Genomic DNA, 26,982 nt, shown 5'->3' with positions numbered 1-26,982 from the left:
CAGTGTTCCTGATGCCGGTCGCGGGGAAGAAATCAGTGGGTCGTCCGACGGGCCGGATGTGATCTGCTGCTCAGGTCTGCGCCGAGGCGGACCGGTCGCGGTTCGGACGTCGCGGCAACACGAGCGGGGTGCCGGTCTCGGGGTGGCGGCCGATCGCCACGGGGTACTGGTAGACGCGGCCGAGGAGCTCTTCGGTGAGGACGTCGCCGGGTGCGCCGTCGGCGACGATGCGTCCCTGTTCGAGCACGCAGACGCGGTCGGCGTAGGCGGCGGCCAGCCCGAGATCGTGCAGCACGACGACCACGGCGTGCCCGTCGTCGGCGCGGGCCCGCACGACCTGCATGACCGCCTCCTGGTGGCCGAGGTCCAGTGCTGCGGTGGGTTCGTCGAGCAGCAGTGTCTCGGTGTCCTGGGCCAGCACCCGCGCGAGCGCCACCCGGGCGCGTTCGCCGCCGGACAGCGCGGGGAACGGCCGGTCGGCCAGATGGGCGACGTCGCAGGTCCCGAACGCCTCGGCGACGATGCGGTCGTCGTCGTCCTGTCTGGGGGTGCGCGCCCACGCGGCCCGTCCCATCCGCACGACCTGCCGGGCGGTGAACGGGAAACCGACGGTGTGCTGCTGCGGTAGCACGGCGCGGCGGCGCGCCAGGGCGATCGACGACCACCGCTCGAGGGCACGGCCCTCGACCTCGACGGTGCCGCCGCTGATCGGATGGTCGCCGGACAACGCCGCGAGCAGGGTGGACTTGCCCGCCCCGTTGGGGCCGACGAGCGCGACGACCTCACCGGTGCGCACCTCGAAGTCGACGCCGTGCAGGATCTCCCGCTCTCCGCGCCGCAGTCGCACAGCCACCGCGCGCATCGTCGCGGTGCCCGGTGCCGAGCGGGCCGGGACGGCCGCGTCCGGGGTTCCGAGGGAGCGGGGAAGCAGCCTCATGCCCATCCACCCTGCTTCGCGCGGGTGCGGCGCAGCATCAGGAAGAAGACCGGGCCACCGATGAGGGCGGTGATCATGCCGAGCGGCAGGTCGGCGTTCTCGACCAGCGTGCGCGCCCCCAGGTCGGCGGCGAGCAGGACGACCGCGCCGGCGAGCACACTCGCCACGACAAGCACCCGGTGGGCGGGGCCGAGAGCCAGGCGCATCAGGTGCGGCACGACCAGGCCGACGAACATGATGATGCCGGTGAAGGCGGTGGCGCCGCTGACCAGCACGGCGACCGCCAGGATCGACAATTGCCGCACGCGTTCGACGTCCACACCCAGATGCCGGGCGACGCTCTCGCCGAGCGCCAGCAGGTCGAGTTTCGGGGCGAGCAGGACCGCGACGAGCACACCGGCCAGGGTCAGCGGCGCGACCACCGCGACGATGTCCCAGGTGGCTCCGCCGAGACTGCCGAGCTGCCAGAACACGATCTGGTCGCGGGCGGCGGGACTGGCGACGAAGGTGAAGAACGCGATGAGCCCGCCGGCGACGGCGTTGACGGCGACGCCGGTGAGGATCACCGTGACGACTTCCGTGCGTCCGTTCGATCGGGACAGCGCGTAGACCAGCACGGTGGTGATCAGACCGGAGACGAGTGCGGCGCCGGCCAGCGCCCAGCCGGTGGTGAATGCGCCGCCGAGCACGATCACCGCGGACGCGCCGACGGCGGCGCCGGAGGACACACCGATCACGCCGGGTTCGGCGAGGGGATTGGCGAAGATGCCCTGCAACAGCGCCCCGGAACAGCCGAGGGCGGCACCGACGAGCATCGCGAGCACCACGCGCGGGAAGCGCACCTCCCACAAGGTCACTTCCCCGGCGGGATGCGCGGGCACCGGGCCGAGGTCCAACCCGATGCGGTGCAGCAGACTGCCGACCACCTCGGCCGGGCTCGTGGGCACCTGTCCGAGGCACGCCGACGCGACGGCCAGGGCGAGCAGGGCAACGACGAGACCGACGAGGACGACGGTGGTGCGTCCCCGTCCGACCTTCCGCAGTGCCTGCTCGGGAAGGCCGGTGGCCTCGGTGATTTCTCCGCTCACGGGCATCCGGTGATCACGACCGGTCCGACGGGTAGAACGCCTCCACCAGAGCGGCCAGGACCTTGCCGGTCTGCGGACCGAAGCTGAGGAGGGTCGAATCGTCCATGTCCACGATGGTGCCCGTCTTCCCGGCCGGGGTCTGCGCGACCCCCGGGAGTTGTGAGAGCCCCTCCGGCCCGCCCACCGAGTCGAGGCTGTGCGTCATCACCAGGATGATGTCGGGCGCCGAGGCGATCATCGCCTCACTGGTGATGGGCACGAACTGCGAGTCCAGGCCGGCGAGGATGCCGGCGTCGCGACCACCGGCGGCCGTGACGAGCGCATCGGCCCCCGATCCGGGGCCGCCGAGCATCTTGATCGCCGAACCGCGCAGATAGAGGAAGGCGACGGTGGGTTCGGGATGGTCGGCGGGAATCGAGTCGTTTGCCGCGGCGATCTCGTCGAGCGTCCGCTGCGCGAGCGCGGCGCCGGCCTCGGGCACACCGAGCGCGGCCGCGACCGCCTCGATGTCGTCGGCGACGGTGTCGAGGGAGCGTTCCGGGTCGACGAACACCACCGGCACGCCGGTCGCGCGGATCTGTTCCTGCACCGCGAGCGGACCGATGGAGGTGTCGGTGAGCATGACGGTCGGGTTCAACGCGAGGATCGCCTCGGCGTTGAGACCGTGCCCGCCGGGGGTGACATTGGGGACGTCCTGGATCGCGGGGAAGGACGCGGTGGAGCGGCCGACGAGCTTGTCGCCGAGTCCGAGGGCGTACACGGTCTGCGCCAGGGTGCCGGAGCGGTCGGCCACCACGATCCGGGAGATGTCGGTGATCGTGGTCTCGACGCCGTCCACGCCGCGCACCGTGGCCGGCAGCGCGGGTGCCGGGTCGGAGGTGATCGGCTCGGGTTCGGCATCGACCACGGCGGTGCGCGGACCGGTCGCGACGTCGGTGACGGTCGTGCCGTCGGTGGTGGGGGCGCTGCATGCGGCGACGAGGAGGACACCCAGCACTGCGATCAGCGCGACCGGGAGGCGGAGGAGGGAACGGAACATCGGTCAGGCACGCACCCGATACCGGTCGATATCGCGCGCGAGGTCGGCGAACAGGGCACCGTTGAGCCCGTACACGAGGTTCGCCTCGTCGATGACGGTCTGTTGCTGGTCGCCGTCGAGCGGTGCGGCGTCGAGCTTCGCGCGGTAGGCGTCCTTGAACGGCTTGGTCTTCGGGATCCCGTCGAAGATGTAGAAGCGCAACCCGTCGCGCTCGTAGCCGTAGGCGCGTTCGAGCATGCGGCGGATGATCTGGCCGCCGGACAGGTCGCCGAGATAGCGCAGATAGTGATGCGCGAGGAAGGCTTCCGGGGACACCGCCGCGACCTGCACGAGCCGGTCGACGTAGGCGACCGTTGCGGGCAGCGGCGTGATGCGGTCGCGCCAGTCGGAGCCGACGAGGAAGTCGAGGTCGGCTTCGAGCGCGGCGGTGCGGAGCAGTTCGTCGCTGAGGAAGGGACCGGCGATCGGGTCGTCGGCGTAGCTGCGGCCGATCCGCTCGAGGCTGTCGTAGACGAACCAGGTCTGCGCGATGAGCGCGGCGTGGGCCTCGGTCGACAGCTTGCCGCCGAGCAGTTCCGAGACGAACACCGAGTTCTCGGTGTCACTGTGCGCCTGCTGGGTCTCGAGCCGGATCCGTTCGGCGAATCCGACGACTTCGGTCGTGGCCATCGACCGACCTCCCCTCACATTGCCTGTACCGAATGTACTCGGCAGGCTAGCCTAACCTTCCGGATAAGGGCAGGGTGCGGGCGGTGTCGCGGAGATCACGCGCTCACGTCGTCGAGCGCCGCGGCGATCGCCGGCGGCAACGCCAACTCCTCCGCGACCAGCACTCCGGTCAGTTGCGCGAGATCCCGGGCACCCACGAGCGTCGAGGCCACGTGCGGTCGGTCGCGCACCCACGCCAGCGCGACGGCCAGCGGGGAGGTGCCCAGCCCGTCGGCGGCCGTGGCGACCGCGTCGACCACGCGCACCGCGGATTCGGTGAGATAACGGCGCACTTCCTCGGTGTGCACGTCGTCGGCGCCGCGCGAATCCGCCGGCACCCCCGACCGGTACTTACCGGTGAGCACACCGCCGGCGAGCGGCACGGCCGCGAACACACCCACGCCGTGGTGGGCCGCGGCGGGGATCAACTCGTCCTCGACGCCGCGGGCGAGCAGGGAGTACTCGACCTGCGTGCTGATCAGCGGCGCCGGGCGCCGGGCCGCGGCCGCGGCGGTCGCGAGCTGCCAGCCGAGATAGCCGCGCACCCCGACGTATCGCACGCGCCCGCTGGTGACGGCGAATTCGAGGGCGTCCATCACCTCGTCGACGGGGGTGTGCGGATCCCACGTCGCAACCTGCCACACGTCGAGGTGGTCGGTGCCGAGTTCACGCAGGGTCGCGTCGAGCTGGTTGAGCAGGCCCGAGCGGGAGCAGTCCACGCGGCCGGAACCGAGTGTGGTGGTGTCGATGCCGGAGCTGCCCGACAGCACCAGCTGGTCGCGGGGCACCACGTCGTCGAGCAGCTCGGCGAGGATCCGTTGCGCGACCCCGTCCCCGTAGGCGGGGGAGGTGTCGACGAGCGTGCCGCCCACATCGACGAAGGCCGACAACTGGGCTGCGGCCTCGTCGCCGTCCGTTCCACGACCCCACGTCAAGGTGCCCAGGCCGAGCCGTGAAACCCGCAGGCCGCTCGCACCGACTGTCCTGTATTCCATAACCGTCCGCGTTTCCTCCCGACACGACGGGACGTCGCCGCGCTCGGCCACGACCCTGGTACTGCACCCTAATGCGCAACAGGCGCGCGGCAGCGTCCGGCGCGCCGACCGGTCGGGTTCCACGTACCCTTCGCCGAGTGAGAACTGCTCCCTGCATCCGCGACCACCGATCCGTCCCCACCGCAGCCTTCGTGCCGGGGGTCGCCGCATGATCGGCGAATCGATGACCTGGCTACAGACGATCGTCCTCGGCATCGTGCAGGGCCTCACGGAGTTCCTACCGATCTCCTCGTCCGGCCACCTGCGGATCGTCTCGGAGATCTTCTTCGGAGAGGACGCCGGCGCGTCCTTCACGGCAGTCACCCAGTTGGGCACCGAGGCCGCCGTTCTGGTGTTCTTCGCCGGGGACATCTGGCGGATCCTGCGGGCCTGGTTCCGCGGCCTGTTCCACAAGGAGCACCGCTCCGACCACGATTACAAGATGGGCTGGTACGTCATCCTCGGCACCATCCCGATCGGCATCCTCGGCGTGCTGTTCAAGGACGACATCCGCACCGTCGCCCGCAATCTGTGGCTCGTCGCCACCATGCTCATCGTGTTTTCGATCGTCATCGCAGCTGCCGAGTACTTCGGCAAACAGCGGCGCGACGTGAGTCAGCTCACCCTCAAGGACGGGCTGATCATGGGTTCGGCGCAGGCGCTGGCCCTGATCCCCGGCGTGTCCCGCTCCGGCGGCACCATCTCCGCCGGTCTGTTCCTCGGGCTCACCCGCGAGGCTGCCGCCCGATACTCGTTCCTGCTCGCCATCCCCGCCGTCGTCGCCTCCGGTCTGTTCAGCCTGCCGGACGCCTTCGAACCGGCCGGGGAGGGGCTCAATGCCTCGGGGGCGCAGCTGCTCGTCGCGACCGTGATCGCCTTCGCGGTCGGCTACGCTGCGATCGCCTGGTTGCTGCGCTTCGTCGTCAACCACTCGATGTACTGGTTCGTCGGCTACCGCGTGATCCTCGGCGTGATCGTGCTCGGACTGCTCGCCACCGGCGTGGTCTCCGCCACCTGAGAGGCTGCCGACAGGCGGTACCTCTAGGCTGGGCGCATGACGGTCATCCTGCTGCGGCACGGACGGTCGACGGCGAACACCTCGCACGTGTTGGCCGGTCGTTCCCCCGGTGTCGAACTCGACGAGGTCGGCCACGTCCAGGCGAAGAATCTCGTCACCCGGTTGGCCGGGCTCGAGATCACCGAGATCGTGCGGTCGCCGCTGCTGCGGTGCCGGCAGACAGTGCAGCCGCTGGCGACCGATCGTGGACTCGAACCGGTCGTCGATGAGCGACTCGCCGAGGTCGACTACGGGCAGTGGACCGGACGCGAACTGAAGGAACTGGTCAAGGAACCGCAGTGGGCGGTCGTGCAGCAGCACGCCTCCGCAGCGGTCTTCCCGGACGGTGAAGGGCTCGCGCAGGTGCAGTCCCGCGCGGTCGCTGCGATCCGCGAACACGACCGGCGTCTGCGCGAGGCGCACGGCAAGGACGTCGTGTGGATCGCGTGCAGCCACGGCGACGTCATCAAGTCGATCCTCGCCGACGCGCTCGCGACGCATCTCGACAGCTTCCAGCGGATCGTCGCCGAGCCGGCGTCGATCAGCGTCGTCCGCTACACCGACACCCGGCCGTTCGTGCTGCGCGTGAACGACACCGGTTCGGACCTGTCCGGGCTTGCCGGGCCGTCCGAACCCAAGTCCGTGCCCGGCGGCGAAGTGCCCGGCGCGGTCGAGGAACCCGGCGACCCACCGCAGGGGCACCGACAGGAGACGGCACGCGGATAATGGCAGTGTCCGTCATGGCAGAGTGTGGGGACTCGAGGAGGTGTGATGGCCCGCGCGATACACGTGTTTCGAACACCTGATCGGTTCATCGCCGGCACTGTCGGTGAACCGGGCGACCGGGTGTTCTACCTGCAGGCCGTGCACGAGTCCCGTGTAGTGAGCGTGCTTCTGGAGAAGCAGCAGGTGCAGATCCTGGCCGACCGGATGGGGCTGTTGCTCGAAGAGGTACAGCGCCGCTTCGGCACCGTGATCCCCGACGACCCCGAGGTCGACGTCAGCCCGTTGGTGACACCGATCGAGGCCGAGTTCCGGGTCGGCACCATGGGTCTGGGCTGGGACGCCGACGCCGGATCGGTGGTGGTGGAGCTGCTCGCGGTCACCGACACCGAACTCGACGAGTCCGTGGTGCTCGACGACACCGAGGAAGGTCCCGACGCGGTGCGGGTATTCCTCACCCCGGTGCAGGCCCGCGAATTCGCGGCCCGTTCCGAACTCGTCGTCTCGGCCGGGCGCGCGCCCTGCCCGCTGTGCGGCGAACCGATCGGCGCCGACGGACACATCTGCGTCCGCACCAACGGTTACCTGCGTACCCCCGGATTCGATCCGGCCGCGTGGTTCGGCGAGGAAGAAAGCTGACCGCGTGACGGCGCCGGACGTGCGGAGCGTGCTGACCGATGGCGACCTCGACGTCGTCGGGCAGATCGCACACGCAAGCAACGCGACCCTCGTGTGCGACGCGCAGCTCGGCGACACCGAGGTTCGGTGCGTCTACAAACCCGTCCGCGGGGAGCGGCCGTTGTGGGACTTCCCCGACGGCACCCTCGCCGGACGCGAGGTCGCCTCGTACCTGATCTCCGAGGCACTCGGCTGGGACGTCATCCCGCTCACCGTGCTGCGCGACGGCCCGTACGGTCCCGGCATGGTGCAGCGCTGGATCGACACGGTCGACTCCGCGCAGGGCGGAACGGAACGCCTGGATCTGGTGGACCTGTGCCCGGCCGGTGCGGTCGCGCAGGGGTGGCTGCCGATCCTGCGTGCCCGCGATCTGGACGGCGCCGAGGTGGTGCTCGCCCACGCCGACGATCCGCGCCTGCAACGCATGGCGGTGCTCGATGTCGTCCTCAACAACGCCGACCGCAAAGGTGGGCACGTCCTCGAAGGTCTCGACGGACACGTCTACGGCGTCGATCACGGCATCTGCCTGCACCAGGACGACAAGCTGCGCACCGTCCTGTGGGGATGGAGCGGCGACCCGGTCGACCCGGTTCTCCTCGCCGACCTCGACAAGCTGCTGCGCCGGTTCGACGGTGGGTTCGCCGAGGAACTGTGCGAGCACATCACCGCCACCGAGGTGCGTGCCCTGCAGCGCAGGATCACCCGCTTGCTCGAACACCCCGTGATGCCGCATCCGCGCGGCGACCGGCGTATTCCCTGGCCCGCCTTCTGAGGCTGCGGCCGTTCGCCTGCCGCACGCCCGGGTGCCCGCGTGGAGCACTTTCGCGACTCCATTAGGCTCGTAGTCATGCAATCTTGGTCCGACGTCGCGATCCCGTCCGTCCCCGGTCAGGGGCCTCCGCTGCGGTTGTTCGACACCGCGGACCGAGCGGTGCGTCCGGTCACCCCGGGCGGCACCGCGACGATGTACGTGTGCGGCATCACCCCCTACGACGCCACCCACCTCGGCCATGCCGCCACCTACCTGACCTTCGATCTGGTCAACCGCATCTGGCGCGACGCCGGCCACGACGTCCATTACGTGCAGAACGTCACCGACGTCGACGACCCGCTGTTCGAACGCGCCGAGCGCGACGGTGAGGATTGGGTCGTCCTCGGCATGCGCGAGACCGCGCTGTTCCGCGAGGACATGGAGGCGCTGCGGGTGCTGCCTCCGCGCGACTACATCGGTGCCGTCGAGTCGGTGAACGAGGTCGTCGAGCTCGTCGAGAAGCTCGTTGCTTCCGGTGCGGCGTACATCGTCGACGACGCCGAGTACCCCGACGTCTACTTCCGGACCGACGCCACCGAGCAGTTCGGCTACGAGTCCGGCTACGACCACGACACGATGATGCGGTTCTTCGCCGAGCGTGGCGGCGACCCGGAGCGTCCCGGCAAGCGCGACCCGCTCGATGCCCTGCTGTGGCGCGCGCAGCGTCCCGGCGAACCGGCCTGGCCGTCGCCCTTCGGTGACGGACGCCCCGGCTGGCACATCGAGTGCGCGGCCATCGCCCTCAACCGCATCGGCTCCGGCTTCGACGTGCAGGGGGGCGGCAGCGACCTGATCTTCCCGCACCACGAGTACTCCGCCGCGCACGCCGAAGCCGTCACCGGCGATCGGCGTTTCGCCCGGCACTACGTGCACACCGGCATGATCGGCCTCGACGGCGAGAAGATGTCGAAGTCGCGCGGCAATCTGGTGTTCGTCTCCAAGCTGCGCGGTGAGGGCGTCGACCCCGCCTCCATCCGGCTCGGGCTGTTGTCGGGGCACTACCGCGTCGACCGTCCGTGGACGTCCGAGGTCCTCGCCGCCGCCGAGGCGCGACTGGCGTTGTGGAAGCAGGCGGCGGCGCTGCCGTCGGCCGCCTCCGCCGAGGACACGGTCGCGCGCCTGCGCCAGCACCTCGCCGACGACCTCGACACCCCGAAGGCCCTCGATGCCCTCGACGGGTGGGCGACCTTCGCCGTCGAGCGCGGGGGAGACGACGCATCGGCGCCGGGTCTGTTCGCCGACGCGGTCGACGCGCTGCTTGGTGTGAACCTGCGCTGAGGCGTCGGTGCGTGGTTGTGGTAGCGGGTGTTACCACAACCACGCACGGGGCGATTACGCCAGCAGTGCGCGGATGTCGTCGGCGGTCAAGGCCGACGAGAACATCTCTCCGTCGTCGACGACCGACGAGAACAGCTCCGCCTTGCGCAATTGCAGCGCCCGCACCTTCGCTTCGATGGTGTCGCGGGCGATCAGCCGGTACACCATGACGTTGCGGGTCTGCCCGATGCGGTGGGTACGGTCGACGGCCTGCGCTTCGGTCGCGGGGTTCCACCACGGGTCGAGCAGGAAACAGTAGTCCGCTTCCACCAGATTCAGGCCGAACCCGCCGGCCTTGAGGCTGATGAGGAACACCGGCGCCACCCCGGACTTGAAGTCCTCGAGCACTTTTCCGCGTTTGCGGGTCTTGCCGTCCAGATACAGGTAGTCGATTCCGGCAGCGTCGAGCCGTGTCCGGACCCGGTCGAAGAACCCGGTGAACTGGCTGAACACCAAGGCCCGGTGCCCGCCGGCGATCACGTCGTCGAGCTGTTCGAGCAGCGCATCGATCTTCGCGGAGCCGACTGTGCCGTGCGCGTCGTCGACCAGCGCCGGATCGAGACTCATCTGCCGCAGCAAGGTCAGCGACCGCAGGATCGTGAAGCGGTTGCTGTCGAGGTCGTCGACGAGCCCGAGAATCTTCTGCCTCTCCCGCTGCAACTGCCGGTCGTAGAGGGCACGGTGTTTCGGTGCGAGCTCCACCTCGAGCACCTGCTCCTGTTTCTCCGGCAGGTCGGTGGCGACCTGTTCCTTCGTGCGACGCAACATCAGCGGTTTGATGCGCTGCCGCAACTGCACCAGCAGTTCGGGGTTGCTGCCTGTCTCGATGGGTTTGCGATAGTAGTCCTGAAACTTCGTCGGATGAGGGAACAGGCCGGGCGCCGTGATCGACAGCAGCGACCACAACTCCATCAGATTGTTCTCCATCGGAGTGCCGGTGATTGCGACCTTCAGTGGTGCCTCGATCTGCCGCACGCACTGATATGCCTTCGCCCGGTGGTTCTTGACGAACTGGGCTTCGTCGAGCAGCAACATCGACCAATCCCGTTCGAGATAATCGTCGATGTCCAAGCGCAGCAACGTGTAGGACGTGACGACGACGTCGATGCCGTCGATCAGTTCGCCCAGCGACGCACCGCGTTTGCCCGACGTCTCGGTGATCGCGACGACATTCAGATCCGGTACGAATCGCCGGGCTTCGGTGGCCCAGTTCGGAACCACCGAGGTCGGCGCGACGATGAGTACCGGGGCATCCGCGGGTCGCTTCGCGCGCGCGTGGCAGATCAGTGCAAGCGACTGCAGGGTCTTGCCGAGGCCCATGTCGTCGGCGAGGATTCCGCCGAGTCCGTGCGTCCACAGGAACGTCAACCACCGGAATCCGTCGAGCTGGTACGGCCGCAGCGTCGCCTGTAATGCCTTCGGCACCCGGGTCTTTGCTGTGGCCTTCACGTCGAGAAGTCCTTGTACCTGTTTCTTCCAGGCCGCGGCCTGCTTGTCGACGACACCGAGCGCCGCCAGTTCCTCCCAGATCCCGGCTTGGAATCGGCTCAGCTGCAATCGATCCGGATCGTTGTTTTCGTGCAGTGCGCGGGCTTCGTCGACGAGTCGGCGCAGTTGTTGCAGTGCGGGTTTGTCCAGGGGCAGGTAGGCCCCGTCGGGCAGCATCAGAGTTGCCGCGCCCTCGCTGAGTGCGGTGAACACCTCCCGGAAAGGGAGGGTGGCCCCGTCGAGTTCGATGGTGATGTCCAGATCGAACCAGTCGGAGTCGGCGGTGGCCTTGGTGGACAGTCCGATGCGCAGGCTGTCGCCGACGTCTCGGTAGTCGGCGGGGGTGCCCTCGACGCGCACCTGCACGTCGTCACGGCCGGACAGTAGTGGCAACACCTCGGATACCAGTCGTGCGGTGTTGAGATCGACGATGGTGACGCGGGAGAACAGCTGCCGGTCGACGGAGTTGTCCAATCCGAACGGGGCGACCACCGGTCGGATCTCGGTGAGCAGCGCGTCCTCGACGTCGCGGTCGCGGACGGTGTCGCCGAGATGTTCGTACAACTCGACCGTATATTCGCCGTCGCCGACGGTGTAGACGAACTGCCAGTGCAGATCGGCGCGATGCTGAGGGCGGAACGCGACGTGCAGGAGCAGCGCCGGCCCCGTCACGGTCGGTGCCGTGAACGAGCCGTCGACGGAGGTGACGGTCGCTGCTCGGTGCAGACGCGGGTAGTAGGTGGTCGCGAACCGCGGCACCTGATCTGCCGGCACGGTGAGCGCACCGCCGCTCTGCAGCAGTCGCTGCATGCCGGCGGCAACGGGGTTGCGGAGTTGCGCGAGACGGAACGGTAGATCTGCCGGCGCGCCGCCGTCGTGATCCCCGGACGGGAGGTAGACGACGCCATGGGCGGGGGCACCGATGAACGCGACCGCGGCCCCGGTCGAATCGTCGCCGATGTGCAGGGCTGGGGTGACGGTCAGGCCGTCACCCGAATCGGCGACGTCGACATGCACATCGGCGGTGCCTGGCGGCGGCACCGCACCGTGCTTCTTCTTCGCGTAGCGCAGCTCGATCCCGAGGCGGTGGGCATCGTCGAGCAGCGACCACAGTCGCGGCGACACTGCGGACAGGTCGACGGTGCTCGAGGCGGAACTGTAGTAACTGCGTGTCGATGCCTGTACCAGCGCTGCGAATTCGAGCAGCAACTGCTGATGCTGCTTGTTCACGTCGTAGGTGTAGGCCAGGTTCTGCCACGAGATGTTGCCGGACACCCATCCCGTGCGGCCGGGCCGCAGCACCCGCGCGGTGAGCATCGGCGCCGGAGCGTGTGCTCGTTGTGTCAACGCCAGTTGCAGGGCAAGGGGCACGCCGTTACCGGTCTCGTGGTCCTCGAACATCGCTTCGAACGGTGCCTCCCACGAGGGCGTCTTCGGGGTCGTATCCTCCTGCGGGGCAAGCAATGTGAGAAGAAGCGCCACGGTGTGCTTGCAGTCGTAGCCGACCGGGCACGAGCATTCGCCGTGCTCGTACTCGAGTCCCCGTGGCCCGGGGTGCAGTTGAACGACGGCCTGATACATCCGTGTGCCGGCGATTCTTCCGAAACCGACGAGATCGTCCTCGTCGAATCCGCAATCGACGACCGCGCCCCGCTCGGCGTAACGGCTGCCGCGGTCGAATGTGGGCCCGCCGACCGCGGCGATCAAGGACCGGATGAGGTGGTCGAAGGCGGGATTCCCGGACATGGGTGAGCAGTCTATGTCCAGCACCTCGTGCGCGAATGCGACCCCCAGCGCAACCGGAAGCACGCCCGAGGCGGCAACCGGCCGCGCGTACTGGCCGCACGTGCCACGACACGCTACGATTGCGCCGATGACAACCTTCTCTGATCAAAGATTGGGGGCCCAGTTCGCACACGGTGAGTGCTGATGCACCCTCCGACTGCGAACGGGACCGATCCCCGACTGTCCTTCTGGCTGCGCGTGCGCGAGTTCGCCGTGCCGCCGTCCATGATCGAGGACGCGACCGACCGACGCCGTGCAGGTGACTGGCGTGGCGCTTGTGCCGCAGCGGGATTCGACCCCGACCTCGACCTACGCGTACTGCGCAACAGGCACGGCGTCGAGGTTGCGTCGCAGGTCCTCGACGATCTACGACACCTGGCCCCCGACCTGCTGCGCTGGCACCTACCGCGCGTAGCTCCCGACGGACTACTACGCCCGGGGCTGACCATCTCGCTGGCCCGGTACGGGCCGCATGAGCACAGAAAACGCTGCGGTGCGAACAGTTCCATGCATCTGATCGTTCGGACCGCTCCGGCCTGGGCGGATGCGGGGCAGCGGATCGCGCTGACGTTGTGGGACGGCTCGGATTTGACGAACCATCCCCATCCACGCCCCAACAGACGGTTCCGCCTCGACCTCCACCGGCACCTGTGGGATGTCCGCAGGTCCGCTGAACTGCGACTACGCGGTGGCACAGGGCAGGTGCCGGCCACCACCGCGTTCGCCCCCAGTCTGGCCGCGATGATCCCGGAGAACTGCGCCGTCGACCGCTGGGCTGCAGAATCCGGCATCCTGCTCCGCACGGACGGGCACCGTGACGGTCCCGTGCGGGTGCGATGCGGGGGTCGACTCGACGTAGTGGTGGAACCGGCCGGCGGTATGGATCCCGTGGCATTGCGTGTTGTGGACGACTACCCGCGCGGCCGGCTCGCTGCGCTGCCGGTGCTGCCCGAGGCCGCGATCTGGGTGCCCCCAGACCTGACGTTGCTCCGGTCGGGAGCAATCACCGCCGACCGTCTGCACCCGCTGGTCGCCGCAGCGCTGGATCCGGGTCGGCCACCGCCGCAAGCACCCCGGATACCGAAGCGGGGGAATCGAACTCACCTGATCGATTGCCGTGGAGAACGGCACCGGCTCGGGCTGGTCGACGGCGTCCTGACCGCGCTCGACCATGATCCCGCCGAGATCCGGCGCGAAGAACTGCTCGCCCGACTGGGCGGCACTCCATTGCCGTGTCTTCACGCCATCGACCAGGCGCATCGCCGTCCCGACTGCCTGCCGGGCGTTCGTGAACGCCTGGATCACGGAGATGCCGCCGGGGCGCTGGCAGTCGTCGAAGGGCTGCTCGGTCCCGACGCGGTCCTCCGTGACGGACCTCTGCTGGACGAACTCCGGACCTCCGCGGACCGCCGCACCATCTACGACCGGTATCTCTCCGAACCGCTGGGACCGCCGCCCGCATCGCGACCTCGCCGACTCGGATGGTCGCGTCGCACCCGATCACACTGAATCTCTTTCCTTCTCGAAGCCCGCTGTTCCGCAGGGCGTCCTACCGTTCGTGTCCTGCTGTTCCTTCCGACATCACAGGTGGTACACATGTCGTCCCCACTCCTTCCTGCCCGGTCCACGAACAACGAACTCGACAGTGCTGCAGCGTTGTCGGCGATGCTCGACGCGGTCACCACCGAGCCTCGCCCCAACGACCAACTCGAAGCCCTCGCCGTGGCGGTCGCCGCCGATCTACCGGTACTGCTGTGGGGTGAACCGGGAATCGGCAAGACCGCCGCCCTGACCCAGCTCGCCGAGACCGTCGACCTGCCGCTGACCACTGTCATCGCGAGTGTGCACGAGCCGTCGGACTTTTCGGGTCTGCCCGTTCTCGGCGACGATCCCGCAACTCACGGAGTCCCCATGGCACCCCCGGACTGGGCGGTCCGGCTCGTGCAGGCCGGGCGGGGACTGTTGTTCCTGGACGAATTGTCGACGGCACCACCCGCCGTGCAGGCGGCCCTGCTCCGTATCGTCCTCGAAAGACGAATCGGGGCACTGCAACTCCCGACCGGTATCCGCATCGTCGCCGCCGCCAACCCACCGTCCTCGGCAGCGGACGGCTGGGAGCTGAGCCCACCTTTGGCGAACCGATTCGTGCATCTGAACTGGACCTACGACCACGACGTGGTCGTCCGAGGTCTCGGCGGAACCTGGCCACGCGCGACGCTGCCGCGCCTCGATCCGGAGAAGTTCTCCGACGCCGTGACGTTCGCCCGCCGCGCGGTCTGTGAACTCCTCGCCGCCCGGCCCGCCCTCGTACATCAACTCCCCAGCAGTCAGACCCGTCGTGGCAGTGCCTGGCCGTCGCCGCGGAGCTGGGACATGACCGTGCGGCTGATCGCGTTCGCCACCGCCACCTCGTCGTCGAAGGATGTGCTGTCCCTCCTGGTTCGGGGGAGTGTCGGTGACGGACCCGGTTTCGAGCTGCTGGCCGCCATCGAGCGTATGGACCTTCCGGATCCGGAGGCGCTGCTCGCCGATCCGGCGGCTGCCGATCTTCCCGAGCGCGGCGATCTGCGCCAGGCCGTGCTCGACGCGGTGGTTGCCGCGGTCCGCCGACGGCCGGACAAACCCCGCTGGGACGCGGCGTGGGCACTGCTGGCCACTGCGGTGGAATCCGGGCCGCCCGATCTCGTGGTTGTGCCGGCGACCACACTGGCCACCTTGCGCCGCGACGACTGGGAGGTGCCGGCATCGATCGACGAGCTTGCCGGTGTCGTCTCGGTCGCGCGATCAGCGGACGACGCTGCCGCGCAAGTCGGCCGATGACGACGTCACCGGCATTCGACGCGAACAGGATCTATGCCGCACGGTTGTATGCCGTGCGCGCCCGGCCGTATCTCGCGACCGCCTTGCACGCGCTGCACATCGTCGCATCGCCTCGCGTACCGACGATCGGTGTGGACCGGCACTGGCGCTGCTACATCTCACCCGTCTTCGTCGCTCAGCGGCCGGTCGAGGAACTGGCGTCAGTCCTTGTTCACCAGGTCTCGCACGTACTGCGCGACCACCACGGCCGCAGCGACCGCTACGCCCGCGCGCACGACCTGGGCGGTCGCGCCGATCGACTACGCATGAACATCGCCGCCGACGCGGAGATCAACGACGATGCGTTCGGTGACGGATTGCCCCTACCCGACGACGCCGTTCTGCCGTCGACCCTGCAGTTGCCCGCCGGTCAGCTCATGGAGGACTATCTGCAGCAGTTCGGCCTCGGTCCGTGCACCGACAGGCTGGCCTGGCTCGACTGCGGCAGCGGTGCCGACGGACTGAGCCGTGAGTGGGAGTGGGGACCGGAAGGGGCGAACGCGCTCAGCGACGAGCAACGGGACGCTGTGCGCTTCCGGGTGGCGCACAGCATCATCGGGCAGCCGGGCAGTGCACCCCGCGGGTGGCAGCGGTGGGCGGAGGAAGCTCTGCACCCGACGCAGCCGTGGCGAACTCTGTTGGGGGCGGCGATCCGCTCGGCCACCTCCGCGTCCGGCGCCGGTGACGACTACACCTACCGCCGGCCGGCGCGGCGCTCTGCTGCCGTGCCCGGAGCGGTGCTGCCGAGCCTGCGGCGAACCCCGCCGCGGGTCGGTGTCATCGTCGACACCTCCGGCTCGGTGAGCGACGCGGATCTGGGCAGTGCACTGCTCGAGGTCGCCGCTATCGCGCGGGCCGTGGGAGGGCGTCGTGACCTGGTCACGGTGCTGTCCTGTGACGCGGCCGCGCGGATCGTGCACCCGCTGTGTCAGGCCGAGGACATTCCGCTGGTCGGAGGCGGTGGCACGGATCTGCGCGCCGGATTCGCCCGGATGCTGCGTCTTCGGCCCCGGCCGGATGTAATGGTGGTGCTCACCGACGGGGAAACCCCCTGGCCCAGCAGCCGTCCGGGGTGCCGGACGATCGTCGGTCTGTTCCCCCGCATTGCGACCCGCAGCGAATCGAACCCCGACTTCGTTCCGGACAGGCCGCCGGAATGGGCGCGTGTGGTGCAGATCGGCACATCTGCGATCTGAAGGGCACCGGAACGAAGCCATGAGGGAGGGGACGTGGGGCGCTCGCTGGTGCTCTCGGGTGGGAATGCCATCGAGGCCGCGTGGTTGTCGGAGTGTTGCGCCCGCGGAATTTACCCAGGCGCAGCGCGCTGCGTCGAAGCGGTGTCAGCGATCAGATCGACTCTACGAGCGGATTCAGCGGATCCTCCGGTACCGATGCGAGCCACTGCTCGGCCCAGGTCGCTCCCATCGCGTGGGCCGGATCAGTCATTCCGACTGCTCTGGCGTTGTCCTGCCGGTTCTGGAAGCGGACGTGATCTGATGTCGGACTTCGGTGTCGTCGGTGGGACGACAGAGGCTTTCATCCGCCTGAGACTCAGCGTTCGGAGCCGCGGGCCGTCGGCCAGTTGATCAACAACCTCGGTCTGAGTCGATTGTCGAAGTCGGATCAGAAGATGGCGATCAAGCGCTGGCTCGAGTCGAATCGTCCGAGTCCACGCTTGAAGAAGTCGCTGGTCCGTGTCGGTGACGAGTCTTTGCTTGCCGAATCCGTCTGACTTCTCCAGCTTCGAATGCTCCTGGTGCTTGGGGCGTCCGACAGTCCTTGTCCTGATCCGGATAGCCGCTGATCCCTACTGTGTGTGTCCGGGTACGTTGTGACGGACGTGAACGATCGGAATGAAGAGGGGGAACCCGGTGCGCAGTGACCGGTGGGTCGAAATCAGCCCTTCCCCGTTCGACCACGAACGCGAGGGCCTCGAACGTATCAAGGATCACGCCGGCGACTTCCGACGGCTCCAGGAACACCCTCGATACGACCAGATCGTCGCGGCGCTTGGACTGTACCTTCCCGCTGCGTGCCGTATCCGTGCCGTACCGAGGCGACATTCTGGACGGTGAGTTGTTTCCCGAGTTCCAACCGCAGGCGAATCTTCTGCATCTCCATGGCTGCCCTGGAGACGTTCTACATTGCGGTCTCCGACGAGTCGGACGACATAGCCGCCGTGTTCTTCGTGGATAGTCGCTATCTCCCGGTCAGTAGGTGGGGCCGGGTGTTGCTCGCCGCTCGGGGAGTGATGTTCGGCGAGGGGACCCACAAGTCCGGCGGAGGATTCGAGCAGTGCTTGATTGTCGATGACATCCGCTTCGTGCGTTCAGCTCTGAAATCGAAGCACGTCCGCGCTGCGGCTGCGAAGTTCAACCTCGACTTGATGCGTAAACGTCAGTCGGCATACAAGCCGTCGCATTGTCGGCAACTTCCCGCTGCTGCTCTGGCCTCGTTCGCGGAACTCCCGTCGAGGCAGAGCGAAGCATCGTGCCGTCAGGCGTGAATTCGAGCAATCGCTGGACGACCGCGAGTATTCGACTCGATCGGTTCGCTGCGGAGTTCTGCAGGTTTGCAAATTACCCGGTCCGAACACTCGGGCTTCCGAGGAGGTAACGAAGGTGTACGAAGTCAAGGTCACCCATCGGGTCCTGGCGAACCGGCGTTTCGCGTGCGAGATCTACCCCGGGGTGTTCGTCGTGGAAGGTGGTGCCGTCCTGTCCACCTATGCCGGACCTGCAAACGGTTACTGCCCCTGCGAGCCGGTGGAGCCGGAGGTCGACGAAGTGTTCGAGATGAGCGAGCGGCAACTCGAGGACGCCATTCAATGGGCAACGTCGATCTATCGTCCGCGACTGAGCTATCGTCCGCGGCGGAGGTTGCGCTAGAGAGCATCCGGGCGCGGCGGATCGTCGCTGGGGGCGAGGGTGATCAGCTCGGCGGCGCGAAGAATTCGAGCGCGATGTTGTCGGGATCGCGGAAGGACAGCCCGGAACCGTACGAGGCGTTCTTGATGTCCCCGTGTGGGATACCCAGACTGTCGAGCCGGTCGCGCCACTTCTCTAGTTCGTCGGCCGTGCAACCGAACGCGATGTGGTCGAGCCCGGTGTTCCGTTCGTCGAAGGACCCTTGCGACGCCGAACCGGAATGGGTGTGCAGCCCGAACAACGTGCCACCGTCGAGTGCGAAGACCGCATGGTGGAAGGTGCCCGATTCGTCGTCCTCGTCGAGGACGGGTGTGGCGTCGAAGAGGTTCGAGTACCAGGCCGTGCTCGCGGCCAGATCCGAGACGGTGACGGCGACGTGGGTGAGTGCGGGAAAAACCATGACAGTCTCCTCCGTTCGAGGCCCCTCCTCATCGTAGACCTCGATGCGGTGCTGCCGACCCCTGTCGGCGTATCCCCAAATGTTTCCGAGTGTTCTTCCTACGTTCGGTAACGTAGTCCGTGCGAAGGAGATTCGGCCACTACCTTCCGTGGCCATGCCTTTGTCACGTAGATCGTTCCTTTCGGCCGGACTCGGAATCACTGTCGTCACCGCAGCCACCTCCGTCGGTGTCACCGGATACGCGCGCGCCGACGCGCCGGGAGTGAAGGGCGACCCCTTCCTGCTGGGTGTCGCCTCGGGCGACCCGGTGCCGGACGGATTCGTGATCTGGACCCGCCTCGCGCTCGACCCGCTCGCCGAGGACGGACTCGGCGGCATGCCGAACCGTCCCGTCACCGTGCAGTGGGAGGTCGCGGAGGACGAGAAGATGACCCGTGTCGTCGCACGCGGTGAGGAACGAGCCGTCCCCGACAGCGCCCACTCCGTGCACGTCGAACTGTTCGGGCTGCGTCCGGGCCGGGAGTACTTCTACCGGTTCCGTACCGGCGACCACATGAGTGCGGTGGGGCGGGCGCTGACGACACCGTCGGCCACCGAGACCGCGGCGGCTCTGACGATGGCGTTCGCGAGCTGCGCGCAGTACGAACACGGCTGGTTCACCGCCTACCGGCGCATGGCGGAGGACAACCCTGATCTCGTTCTGCACCTAGGGGATTACCTGTACGAGTACACCAGCGGCGGTTACACCAGCGACACCGGTCTCGTCCGCTCGCTCGACGGACCCGAGACGGTCACCCTGGCGAACTACCGGCAACGTCACGCCCAGTACAAGGCCGACGCCGATCTGCAGGCCGCGCACGCGATCGCACCGTGGCTGGTGGTGTGGGACGACCACGAGGTCGACAACAACTGGGCCGGAACGATTCCGGAGAACACCGACGCCGCTCAGAGCAACGAGACCACCGAGAACTTCCTCGCCCGCCGCGCCGCCGCCTTCCAGGCCTACTACGAGAACATGCCGCTGCGACCCTCGTCGACACCGCGGGGGCACGACATGAAGATCTTCCGGCGGATCCAGTGGGGGAATCTCGCCAACTTCCACATGCTCGACACCCGCCAGTATCGCGACGATCAGGCCGCCGGCGACGGGTGGAAGAAGAACGTCGCCGAACGTCACGACGAGGCACGAACACTCACCGGAACCGAACAGGAACAGTGGCTGCTCGACGGTTTCCGCACCTCCACCGCGCAGTGGGACTTCCTCGGTCAGCAGGTGTTCTTCGCCGAACAGGACAAGGACCCGAGCCCTGAGGGCGACGAGGTGAGTATGGACGGTTGGGACGGGTACGCGGCGTCACGTCGTCGGATCACCCAGGGCTGGGTGGATTCGCCGGTACGCAACGCCGTCGTGCTCACCGGCGACGTGCACCGGCACTGGGCCAACGACATCAAGGTCGACTTCACCGATCCCGACGCGCCGGTAGTGGGTTCGGAACTGGTGTGCACGTCGATCACGTCGAACGGCAACGGAACCGGCGCGACGCAGGTCGACCACATGCCGGCGAACCCGCACCTGAAGTTCCACAACGACCGGCGCGGTTACGTGCGTACCATGATCACCCCGGACGCCGTGCACGCCGACTTCCGGGTGCTCGACACGGTCACCGAACCGGACGCGCCGGTGTCGACGGCGGCGTCGTTCACGATCCTGCCCGGGCAACCCGGCCTGCAGGCCTAGGAACCCGGCAGTCCTCAGCAGCGGGGCACGCGCGAGGTGGACCTCCGGTGCGCGCGGTGCAGTGCGCGCCGCAGTTCGTCCCGGTCGTCGAACACCTGCACCGTGTCCCCGGAGACCAGGCGTGGCTCGCATCCCCGTCCGGCCACGACGACGACGTCTCCGGGACCGGTGTGGGCGATGGCGATGTCGAACGCGCGACGTCGGTCGGCCTCGACGACGACGCGGGCACTGCGCGCTGCGAAGGCACCTTCGGCGACCGCATCCCTGAGCACCCGCGGGTCCTCCGAGAGGGGACTGTCGTCGGTCACGACCACCACGTCGGCGTAGGTCGCGGCGGTGTGCCCGAGCGGAAATCGCTTGCCGGGATAGCGTTCTCCGGTCGCGCTGATCACGAGGACCAGTCGCCGCTCGGGGGCGAGCGACCGGAGGAAGGGCAGCAGTTCGCGTTGCCCGGACGTGTTGTGCATGTAGTCCACGAGCGCGAGAACGCCTTCGCCGGTGTCGACGCGTTCGAGTCGGCCGGGCACACCCGCGAGGGTTTCCAGACCCGCCGCGGCCTGCAGGACGTCGCCGTCGACGGCGGCCACCGAGGTGAGCGCCGTCAGCGCATTGGCCACCTGGTGCGGCCCGAGCAGCGACAGTCGCACCGGCGCACTCCCGGCCGGTGTGTGCACGGTGAAGGTGGTGCCGTGGAGATCGCACCGGATCGTGTCCGCGTACACGTCGGCGCGGGGATCGCGGGTCGAATGCGTCCACAGCGGCACGTCGACGGAGGCAGCCAGACGTCGGCCGTACTCGTCGTCGATGTTCACCACGGCCGTCTGCGTGCGGTCGGCGGTGAACAGTGCCGCCTTGGCGGCGAAGTACTGCTCCATCGTGTGGTGGAAGTCGAGGTGGTCGCGCCCGAGATTGGTGAAGGCGACGGTACGGAAACGCACACCGTCGACGCGGCCCTGACTGATGCCGTGCGAGGACACCTCGAGCGTCACCGCCTGCACGCCCTGGTCACGGAACTCGGCAAGCGTGCGGTGCACGACCGAGGCCTCGGGAGTGGTGCGGGTCGCGGGTCGTGTGCCGGCCGGACCGCGCACGACGACCCCGCCGATCATGCCGGTCACCACGCCGGTGGCCGCGAGTGCGGTGTCGAGGAGATAGGTCGCGCTCGTCTTGCCGTTGGTGCCGGTGATGCCGTGGACCTGCAGGTCGTGGGAGGGATGCCCGAGGATCCACGACGCCAACGGGCCGACCACGTCGCGCGGTCGATCGACCACGAAGGCGGGCAGCAGGCGCGACGGCCGGTCGCTGAGCACCGCGACCGCGCCATGGGTGGCGGCTTCGGCTTCGAAGTCCAGGCCGTGGGCGTGGTGTCCGGGTAGCGCTACGTACAGATCGCCGGGGCGCACCGTCCGGGAATCGTCGCTGATGCCGGTGATCACATGGTCGTGCCGGTCCGCTGGTCCGGATCGCAGGACATCGCGGAGGTGCTCGGCGACGTCGCGGACCTGGATCCGCCGGATGGGACGGCGAGGATCGTCCGGGTCGGTGTGCACGGGGGCGGATACCCGGTCCGGGACGGAATGATGCGCCGCCGGTGACCGGGCTCCACCGGCGTGCTCCTCGCCCGCGACATGCGTCGGTCTCACACGGTTACCCTCGAAGGATGACTGCGATTCCGGATTTCCCCGTCGGCACGAACACCACGATATCCGGTCTCGGCAGTTCCTTCGCCGACGAATTGAGCGGATTGTCGGTGCCGTGGCAGGGCGCCGAGGCCCCCGACCCGGAACTGCTCGCGCTCAACGAGGACCTCGCGGTGTCGCTGGGACTGGACGTGGCGGCGTTGCGCAGCGCCGACGGCGTCGCCGTCCTGGCCGGCGCGGAGGTGCCGGCGGGTGCCAAGCCGGTCGCGATGGCCTATGCCGGACATCAATTCGGCGGATACGCTCCGCTGCTCGGCGACGGTCGGGCGTTGTTGCTCGGTGAACTCGTCGACGCGGACGGTGACCGCGTCGATCTCCATCTCAAGGGTTCGGGGCCCACTCCGTTCTCCCGGGGTGGGGACGGCTTCGCGGTCGTCGGGCCGATGCTGCGCGAGTATCTGGTGAGCGAGGCCATGCACGCCCTCGGCATTCCGACCACCCGTTCATTGTCGGTGGTGGCGACCGGTCGGCCGGTCCACCGCGAGGGTGCCGAGCCCGGCGCGGTGCTGGCCCGTGTCGCGGCCAGCCACCTGCGGGTGGGGACCTTCGAGTTCGCGGCGCGGCAGGGAGAGGTCGTGCGTGCACTGGCGGACCACGCGATCGCCCGGCACTATCCGGATCTGCTCGACCTGCCGGAGACCGGCGAGAACAACCGCTACCTGGGACTGTTCACCGCCGTGGTCGAGGCGCAGGCGTCGCTGGTGGCGCAGTGGATGCTCGTCGGTTTCGTCCACGGGGTGATGAACACCGACAACACCACCATCTCGGGGCAGACCATCGACTACGGTCCGTGCGCCTTCGTCGACGCCTTCGATCCGGCGGCGGTGTTCAGTTCCATCGACCACAGCGGGCGCTATGCGTTCGGCAACCAGCCCGCCGTCCTGAAATGGAATCTGGCGCGTTTCGCCGAAACCCTGCTCAGACTCGTCGATTCGACTCCGGATGCGGCGATCGCCGCGGTCACCGCTGTTCTGGACAGTTTCGACACCCGCTACGAGCGTCACTACCGGTCCGGTCTGGCCGCCAAACTCGGTCTCCCGGAGGACTCTCTCGATCAGGAACTGGTCGACGATCTGTTGACGCTGCTGGAAGAGCACCGCGCCGACTGGACGGTGACCTTCCGTGCCCTCGCCGACGAACTGCGCGGCAATCCGGCACCCCTCGACGGACTCGTGCCGCGTGAGCGCTCGGCGCCGTGGCTCGAACGCTGGCACGCCGCGGCCGAGCGGGACGACCGGGCAGCAGGGGAGAGGGCGGAGGCGATGGACCGCGTCAACCCGCTGTACATCCCGCGCAATCATCAGGTCGACGCCGCGCTGAAGGCAGCGACCGGCGGCGACCTCGAGCCGTTCGCGAGACTGCTCGAGGTCGTCACACATCCCTTCGAGGCGCGTGCCGAGTGGAACGAATATGTCTCGCCCGCACCGCGTTCGTTCGCCGAGTCCTTCCGGACCTTCTGCGGCACCTGACCGCCCGATACTGACGAATCGAGACCGGTGTTGTTCGCGAGTTCCCAACGGATTTCGCGAACAACACCGGTCTCGGTCGATTCTGGACCAGTCGGGTGCGGGTCGGATCGCGCGGCCGGTTACGCACGGACTCGACTCCGGTCGGGTACTTGCAGGTGGCGAGTTCGCGTCGGAGGCGGCCGCGGGATCGGCGAGCTGGACGACCGCTTTCACCGCCTCGCGGCGAGACTTCCGGCATCTGCACCGCCCGGCCGCAGTGCTCGGCGGCGGTGTGCAGATGTACGGGATGGAGACGGTCAACGGGCGCGACGCCGTTTCTTGCGCTTCTTCTTGTTCTTCGCGCGCCGGCGAGCAGCCGGCGGCTGCCGCCGGCCCGTCGACGCGGCGGCCTCGAGCGAACGTTGCATCTCCCGGCGCAGGCTGTCCATTAGTTCGGGGGAGCGGAGCAGGAAGGTTGCTTCCTGCAGCGCCGCATAGCGGTCCTTGGAGATCAGGACGCCCGTGCCGCGTTTGCCGACGATCTCGACGGCGACGGTCTCGTCGTTGACCTCCCGGACCAGCTCACCGAGCCGCTTGCGTGCGGCTTTCACGGACACGGACGTTGATGGCACTCGCGGCGACTCCGATCTGTTCCTTCGACGCGGGCATCCTTTCATCACCGATGTCGGATTCGGGGGCGGACACGACGGAAAGCCCCTTCGATGTCACAACGGACAGCCCGTTCGATGTCACAGAAGTGCGCGCACGGAGCGTGGCAACGCGGTCGAGGACCCGGTGATCGGTGACGGGATCGGATCGTCGGCGACGGTCCGCAACGGCACCACTCCCGCCCACACGGAGTGGTCTTCACCGTCCCCGGCGTCCTCTCCCGGTCCGGCCGCCCGGACCTTTACGCTCACCTCGGTGAGCGGCACTTCCAGGACCGTGGTGGCGGCCAGTTCTTTCGGTGTCGGCGACCGGACCTCGTCCCACCGACCGGGAATCAGATGCTCCGTCACCACCTTCAATGCGTGTTCCTTCTCGCCCGGCGCGACCGGTGTGGCCACACCGAACAACACCGCACTGCGGTAGTTCATGCTGTGGTCGAAGGCCGACCGGGCGAAGACGAGCCCGTCGAGATGCGTCACCGCGACCGACACCTCGATCCCGGACCGCGCGGCGAGAAACATGCCGGCGCCGGTCGAGCCGTGCAGCAGTAACCGGTCCCCGTCGCGGCCCACCGCCATCGGCAGCACCACAGGCGATCCTTCGCGGACGAAACCCACGTGCGCGATGCGGGCCTCGTCGAGAAGCCGGTGCAGCACCGCCGGATCGTCGGTGCCGCGTTCGGGTTTGCGGGTCAGGCGCGTGCGGTCGCTCATGGCACCGATCGAAGCAGTGCCGCCGCGGCCGGTCAACCGGATTCCGAATCGAGTAGTGCGCTACTCGCGACCCTCGACGATCGCCACCACAGACTTCGTGTACAGGCACGGAGTGCGACAGTCGACCGGACGACGGAGATGACGAGACGGACAAGATCGGGGACCATGCAATCGTTCTGGGCGCGAGCGTCGGTGGTCTGCTCGCGGCCCGTGCGCCGGCAGAGTCCTACGACGCGGTGACGGTCGTCGACCGCGACGTCCTCCCGTCCGGTGCAGAGAACCGTCGCTTCCGCGACCGTCGAGCCACCTACGTGCCGAGTCGGCCACTGCTCGAACACCATGTCCGGCGACGCGTCCGCGCCATCCCGAACATCACCCTCCTCGACGGACACAACGTCGGCGACCTGACGGCGACACCCGACCGCCGCCGGGGCACCGGGGTGCAGGTGGGCAGCCGCGACGGTGTTCGGATCATGACGGCCGATCTGGTGGTCGACGCGATGGGACGGGGCGCCCGCACCCCGGCGGGTCTAGAGAAACTCGGCTACCGACGACCGGTCGAAGAGCACGTCGTCGTCCACGTCGCATACCGCAGCCGGCTGCTACGACTCGCGCCGGGCACACCGATGGAGAAGATGGTGTTGATCGGTGTTGTGCCGGGACGTCCGGCGGGCATGGCGCTGTTCGACTACAAGAACGATATGTGGCTGTTCACGGTCGCTGCGATGGCCGGTCGCGAACCGCCACCGAGCCTGGGCGGCATGATCTTCGCCGTGGAGGCGTACGCACCCGACCACGTGGTGGCCGCGCTCCGGACCGCCGAACCCCTCGACGAGGACGACCTGTCCCGCAGGTTCTTCCGGGCCGCGAAGAAACCGATCGGTGCTGCGTGGCAGCTCGCGATCGGCTCCGACCTCGCGCTGCCCGAAGTCGAAGGACCCCGCAGCGTGCAGACGCGACTCGGCAACGCGTACGTGGCGCGGGTCCTGGCCGCGGCCGAGAACGATCCCGTGGTCGTCGACCGTTTCCTTCGGGTCAGCAGCCTGATGGATCCGCCCGGACATCTGATGCATCCCGCGCTCGTGGGCCGGGTGTGCGTGGGCAACCTGCGGCGACACCGGAGAATCGCCGGCATGCCTGCTGGGGCCGCCGATCGTCGGACGACATTCGTGCCCGCACACCGATGTCGCGGACGACGACCTCGACGATCACATGGCCGACGTCCTCGCCGGCATCGACGGCATGTTCTTCGGCCGTGTGGCCTACGAACTGCTCGCCCAGCACTGGCCCGCCGCGGAACACTCGATCAGAGCGGTCGAGGCACGGCAGGCACGGCTGATGAACGCATTGCCGAACTACGTGCGCTCCCGATCCGCGACGGCGACCGATTGGGGACCGGCGCGGCGGATGGGTGACGACCTGCCCCACGAGGTTGCACAGGGGTTCTCCGACGGGTAGAAGTGTCGGATGCCCAGCACGCTCATCGAGGTTCGCACCCGCCACGACCACGAGGTCGAGACCGGCATGATCGACGCCGTCCACGACGCGCTCGTCGCCGCCTTCCGGATTCCGGAGGCCGATAAGCACATCCGGCTCGTGGTTCACGAACCCGAACGCTTCGCGGTGCCGCCGACCCTGACATCGCCCGAGCTCTACACCCTCGTGATCGTCGACTGCTTCGCCGGGCGCAGCGTCGACGCCAAGCGGCGCCTCTACCGCGAGATCACCGAGCGGCTCGGCGCGTTCGCGATTCCTGCCGACCACGTGACCGTGATCGTGCGCGACATCCCGACCGAGAGCTGGGGGATCCGCGCCGGGCAGGCCGCGTGCGATGTGGATCTCGGATTCACCGTCGATGTGTGA

The 26,982-nt window shown here is 68.3% G+C and carries 24 protein-coding genes; 14 read left to right on the top strand and 10 right to left on the bottom strand.

Features of this window, described 5'->3' with window-relative positions; translation table 11 throughout:
- Nucleotides 1–70: 70 nt before the first annotated feature.
- The 5 genes from M3330_RS00815 to M3330_RS00795 form a co-directional block, all read right to left on the bottom strand.
- Nucleotides 71–943: a heme ABC transporter ATP-binding protein gene (locus M3330_RS00815; protein WP_033096648.1), complete on the bottom strand. Its 873-nt coding sequence runs from the start codon at nt 941–943 to the stop codon at nt 71–73.
- Nucleotides 934–2,031, bottom strand: coding sequence for an iron ABC transporter permease (locus M3330_RS00810; RefSeq protein WP_255026686.1), 1,098 nt, complete (start codon nt 2,029–2,031; stop codon nt 934–936). Before M3330_RS00810 ends, M3330_RS00815 begins: the two co-directional genes overlap by 10 nt.
- Nucleotides 2,032–2,038: 7 nt before the next feature.
- Nucleotides 2,039–3,064 carry a hemin ABC transporter substrate-binding protein gene (locus tag M3330_RS00805; protein ID WP_255026685.1) on the bottom strand — a complete coding sequence of 342 codons (1,026 nt, stop codon included), beginning with the start codon at nt 3,062–3,064 and terminating at the stop codon, nt 2,039–2,041.
- A gap of 3 nt (nt 3,065–3,067) precedes the next feature.
- Nucleotides 3,068–3,733: a heme oxygenase (biliverdin-producing) gene (locus tag M3330_RS00800; protein WP_006551961.1), complete on the bottom strand. Its 666-nt coding sequence runs from the start codon at nt 3,731–3,733 to the stop codon at nt 3,068–3,070.
- A gap of 95 nt (nt 3,734–3,828) precedes the next feature.
- The gene (locus M3330_RS00795) at nt 3,829–4,767 is read right to left on the bottom strand and encodes an aldo/keto reductase (protein ID WP_006551962.1); all 939 of its coding nucleotides are present in this window, start codon (nt 4,765–4,767) and stop codon (nt 3,829–3,831) included.
- Nucleotides 4,768–4,978: 211 nt separating this feature from the next.
- On the opposite strand from M3330_RS00795, the gene M3330_RS00790 reads away from it, so the two are divergent.
- From M3330_RS00790 to mshC, 5 genes are all read left to right on the top strand, one after another.
- Complete coding sequence (locus tag M3330_RS00790) at nt 4,979–5,824, top strand: undecaprenyl-diphosphate phosphatase (RefSeq protein ID WP_174556291.1); 846 nt, start codon at nt 4,979–4,981, stop codon at nt 5,822–5,824.
- A gap of 36 nt (nt 5,825–5,860) precedes the next feature.
- The gene (locus tag M3330_RS00785) at nt 5,861–6,589 is read left to right on the top strand and encodes a histidine phosphatase family protein (RefSeq protein WP_033096651.1); all 729 of its coding nucleotides are present in this window, start codon (nt 5,861–5,863) and stop codon (nt 6,587–6,589) included.
- A gap of 45 nt (nt 6,590–6,634) precedes the next feature.
- The gene (locus M3330_RS00780) at nt 6,635–7,225 is read left to right on the top strand and encodes a DUF3090 domain-containing protein (protein ID WP_006551966.1); all 591 of its coding nucleotides are present in this window, start codon (nt 6,635–6,637) and stop codon (nt 7,223–7,225) included.
- Between the two features lie 4 nt (nt 7,226–7,229).
- A complete protein-coding gene (locus tag M3330_RS00775) occupies nt 7,230–8,036 on the top strand; it encodes an SCO1664 family protein (protein ID WP_200360090.1) in 807 nt (268 codons plus the stop codon).
- 75 nt (nt 8,037–8,111) lie between these two features.
- Entirely contained in the window at nt 8,112–9,353 is a 1,242-nt protein-coding gene (mshC, locus tag M3330_RS00770) for a cysteine--1-D-myo-inosityl 2-amino-2-deoxy-alpha-D-glucopyranoside ligase (RefSeq protein ID WP_200360091.1), read from the top strand.
- Nucleotides 9,354–9,407: 54 nt separating this feature from the next.
- On the opposite strand, the gene M3330_RS00765 is transcribed toward mshC, so the two are convergent.
- Entirely contained in the window at nt 9,408–12,626 is a 3,219-nt protein-coding gene (locus tag M3330_RS00765; RefSeq protein WP_255026682.1) for an SNF2-related protein, read from the bottom strand.
- Nucleotides 12,627–12,809: 183 nt separating this feature from the next.
- Between M3330_RS00765 and M3330_RS00760 the strand changes: the two genes are divergently transcribed.
- The 5 genes from M3330_RS00760 (at nt 12,810) to M3330_RS00740 (ending at nt 18,412) form a co-directional block, all read left to right on the top strand.
- Nucleotides 12,810–14,174, top strand: a complete 1,365-nt coding sequence (locus M3330_RS00760; RefSeq protein ID WP_255026680.1) for a hypothetical protein — start codon at nt 12,810–12,812, stop codon at nt 14,172–14,174.
- An 87-nt stretch (nt 14,175–14,261) separates the two neighbouring features.
- Complete coding sequence (locus M3330_RS00755) at nt 14,262–15,485, top strand: sigma 54-interacting transcriptional regulator (protein ID WP_039587195.1); 1,224 nt, start codon at nt 14,262–14,264, stop codon at nt 15,483–15,485.
- Nucleotides 15,482–16,720 (top strand): VWA-like domain-containing protein, encoded by a 1,239-nt coding sequence (locus tag M3330_RS00750; RefSeq protein WP_200360093.1) that lies wholly within the window; start codon nt 15,482–15,484, stop codon nt 16,718–16,720. Before M3330_RS00755 ends, M3330_RS00750 begins: the two co-directional genes overlap by 4 nt.
- Before the next feature lie 923 nt (nt 16,721–17,643).
- Nucleotides 17,644–18,030 (top strand): hypothetical protein, encoded by a 387-nt coding sequence (locus M3330_RS00745; protein ID WP_094980503.1) that lies wholly within the window; start codon nt 17,644–17,646, stop codon nt 18,028–18,030.
- 115 nt (nt 18,031–18,145) lie between these two features.
- On the top strand, nt 18,146–18,412 hold the full coding sequence (locus M3330_RS00740) for a hypothetical protein (protein ID WP_033096661.1): 267 nt from the start codon (nt 18,146–18,148) through the stop codon (nt 18,410–18,412).
- 43 nt (nt 18,413–18,455) lie between these two features.
- Here M3330_RS00740 and M3330_RS00735 read toward each other — a convergent pair whose 3' ends face one another.
- Nucleotides 18,456–18,851, bottom strand: coding sequence for a VOC family protein (locus M3330_RS00735; protein WP_255026679.1), 396 nt, complete (start codon nt 18,849–18,851; stop codon nt 18,456–18,458).
- A gap of 154 nt (nt 18,852–19,005) precedes the next feature.
- Here M3330_RS00735 and M3330_RS00730 point away from each other — a divergent pair, with 154 nt between their 5' ends.
- Nucleotides 19,006–20,589, top strand: a complete 1,584-nt coding sequence (locus M3330_RS00730; protein ID WP_255026678.1) for an alkaline phosphatase — start codon at nt 19,006–19,008, stop codon at nt 20,587–20,589.
- A gap of 14 nt (nt 20,590–20,603) precedes the next feature.
- Here M3330_RS00730 and M3330_RS00725 read toward each other — a convergent pair whose 3' ends face one another.
- A complete protein-coding gene (locus tag M3330_RS00725) occupies nt 20,604–22,232 on the bottom strand; it encodes a Mur ligase family protein (protein ID WP_255026677.1) in 1,629 nt (542 codons plus the stop codon).
- Between the two features lie 17 nt (nt 22,233–22,249).
- Here M3330_RS00725 and M3330_RS00720 point away from each other — a divergent pair, with 17 nt between their 5' ends.
- A complete protein-coding gene (locus tag M3330_RS00720) occupies nt 22,250–23,758 on the top strand; it encodes a YdiU family protein (protein ID WP_112320024.1) in 1,509 nt (502 codons plus the stop codon).
- Nucleotides 23,759–24,054: 296 nt separating this feature from the next.
- On the opposite strand, the gene M3330_RS00715 is transcribed toward M3330_RS00720, so the two are convergent.
- Together M3330_RS00715 and M3330_RS00710 are read right to left on the bottom strand one after the other, a co-directional pair.
- Complete coding sequence (locus M3330_RS00715) at nt 24,055–24,348, bottom strand: type II toxin-antitoxin system Phd/YefM family antitoxin (protein WP_006551987.1); 294 nt, start codon at nt 24,346–24,348, stop codon at nt 24,055–24,057.
- 138 nt (nt 24,349–24,486) lie between these two features.
- On the bottom strand, nt 24,487–25,119 hold the full coding sequence (locus tag M3330_RS00710; protein WP_255026673.1) for a pyridoxamine 5'-phosphate oxidase family protein: 633 nt from the start codon (nt 25,117–25,119) through the stop codon (nt 24,487–24,489).
- Nucleotides 25,120–25,355: 236 nt separating this feature from the next.
- On the opposite strand from M3330_RS00710, the gene M3330_RS00705 reads away from it, so the two are divergent.
- Nucleotides 25,356–26,534, top strand: a complete 1,179-nt coding sequence (locus M3330_RS00705) for an NAD(P)/FAD-dependent oxidoreductase (RefSeq protein WP_255026671.1) — start codon at nt 25,356–25,358, stop codon at nt 26,532–26,534.
- Nucleotides 26,535–26,586: 52 nt separating this feature from the next.
- Entirely contained in the window at nt 26,587–26,982 is a 396-nt protein-coding gene (locus M3330_RS00700) for a tautomerase family protein (RefSeq protein ID WP_200360097.1), read from the top strand.

Source organism: Rhodococcus sp. GA1 (assembly GCF_024321955.1).
Taxonomy (GTDB): Bacteria; Actinomycetota; Actinomycetes; order Mycobacteriales; family Mycobacteriaceae; genus Rhodococcus; species Rhodococcus pyridinivorans.
Note: the sequence above shows the minus strand (reverse complement) of the source record. Positions and strands in the feature narration are given on the sequence as shown.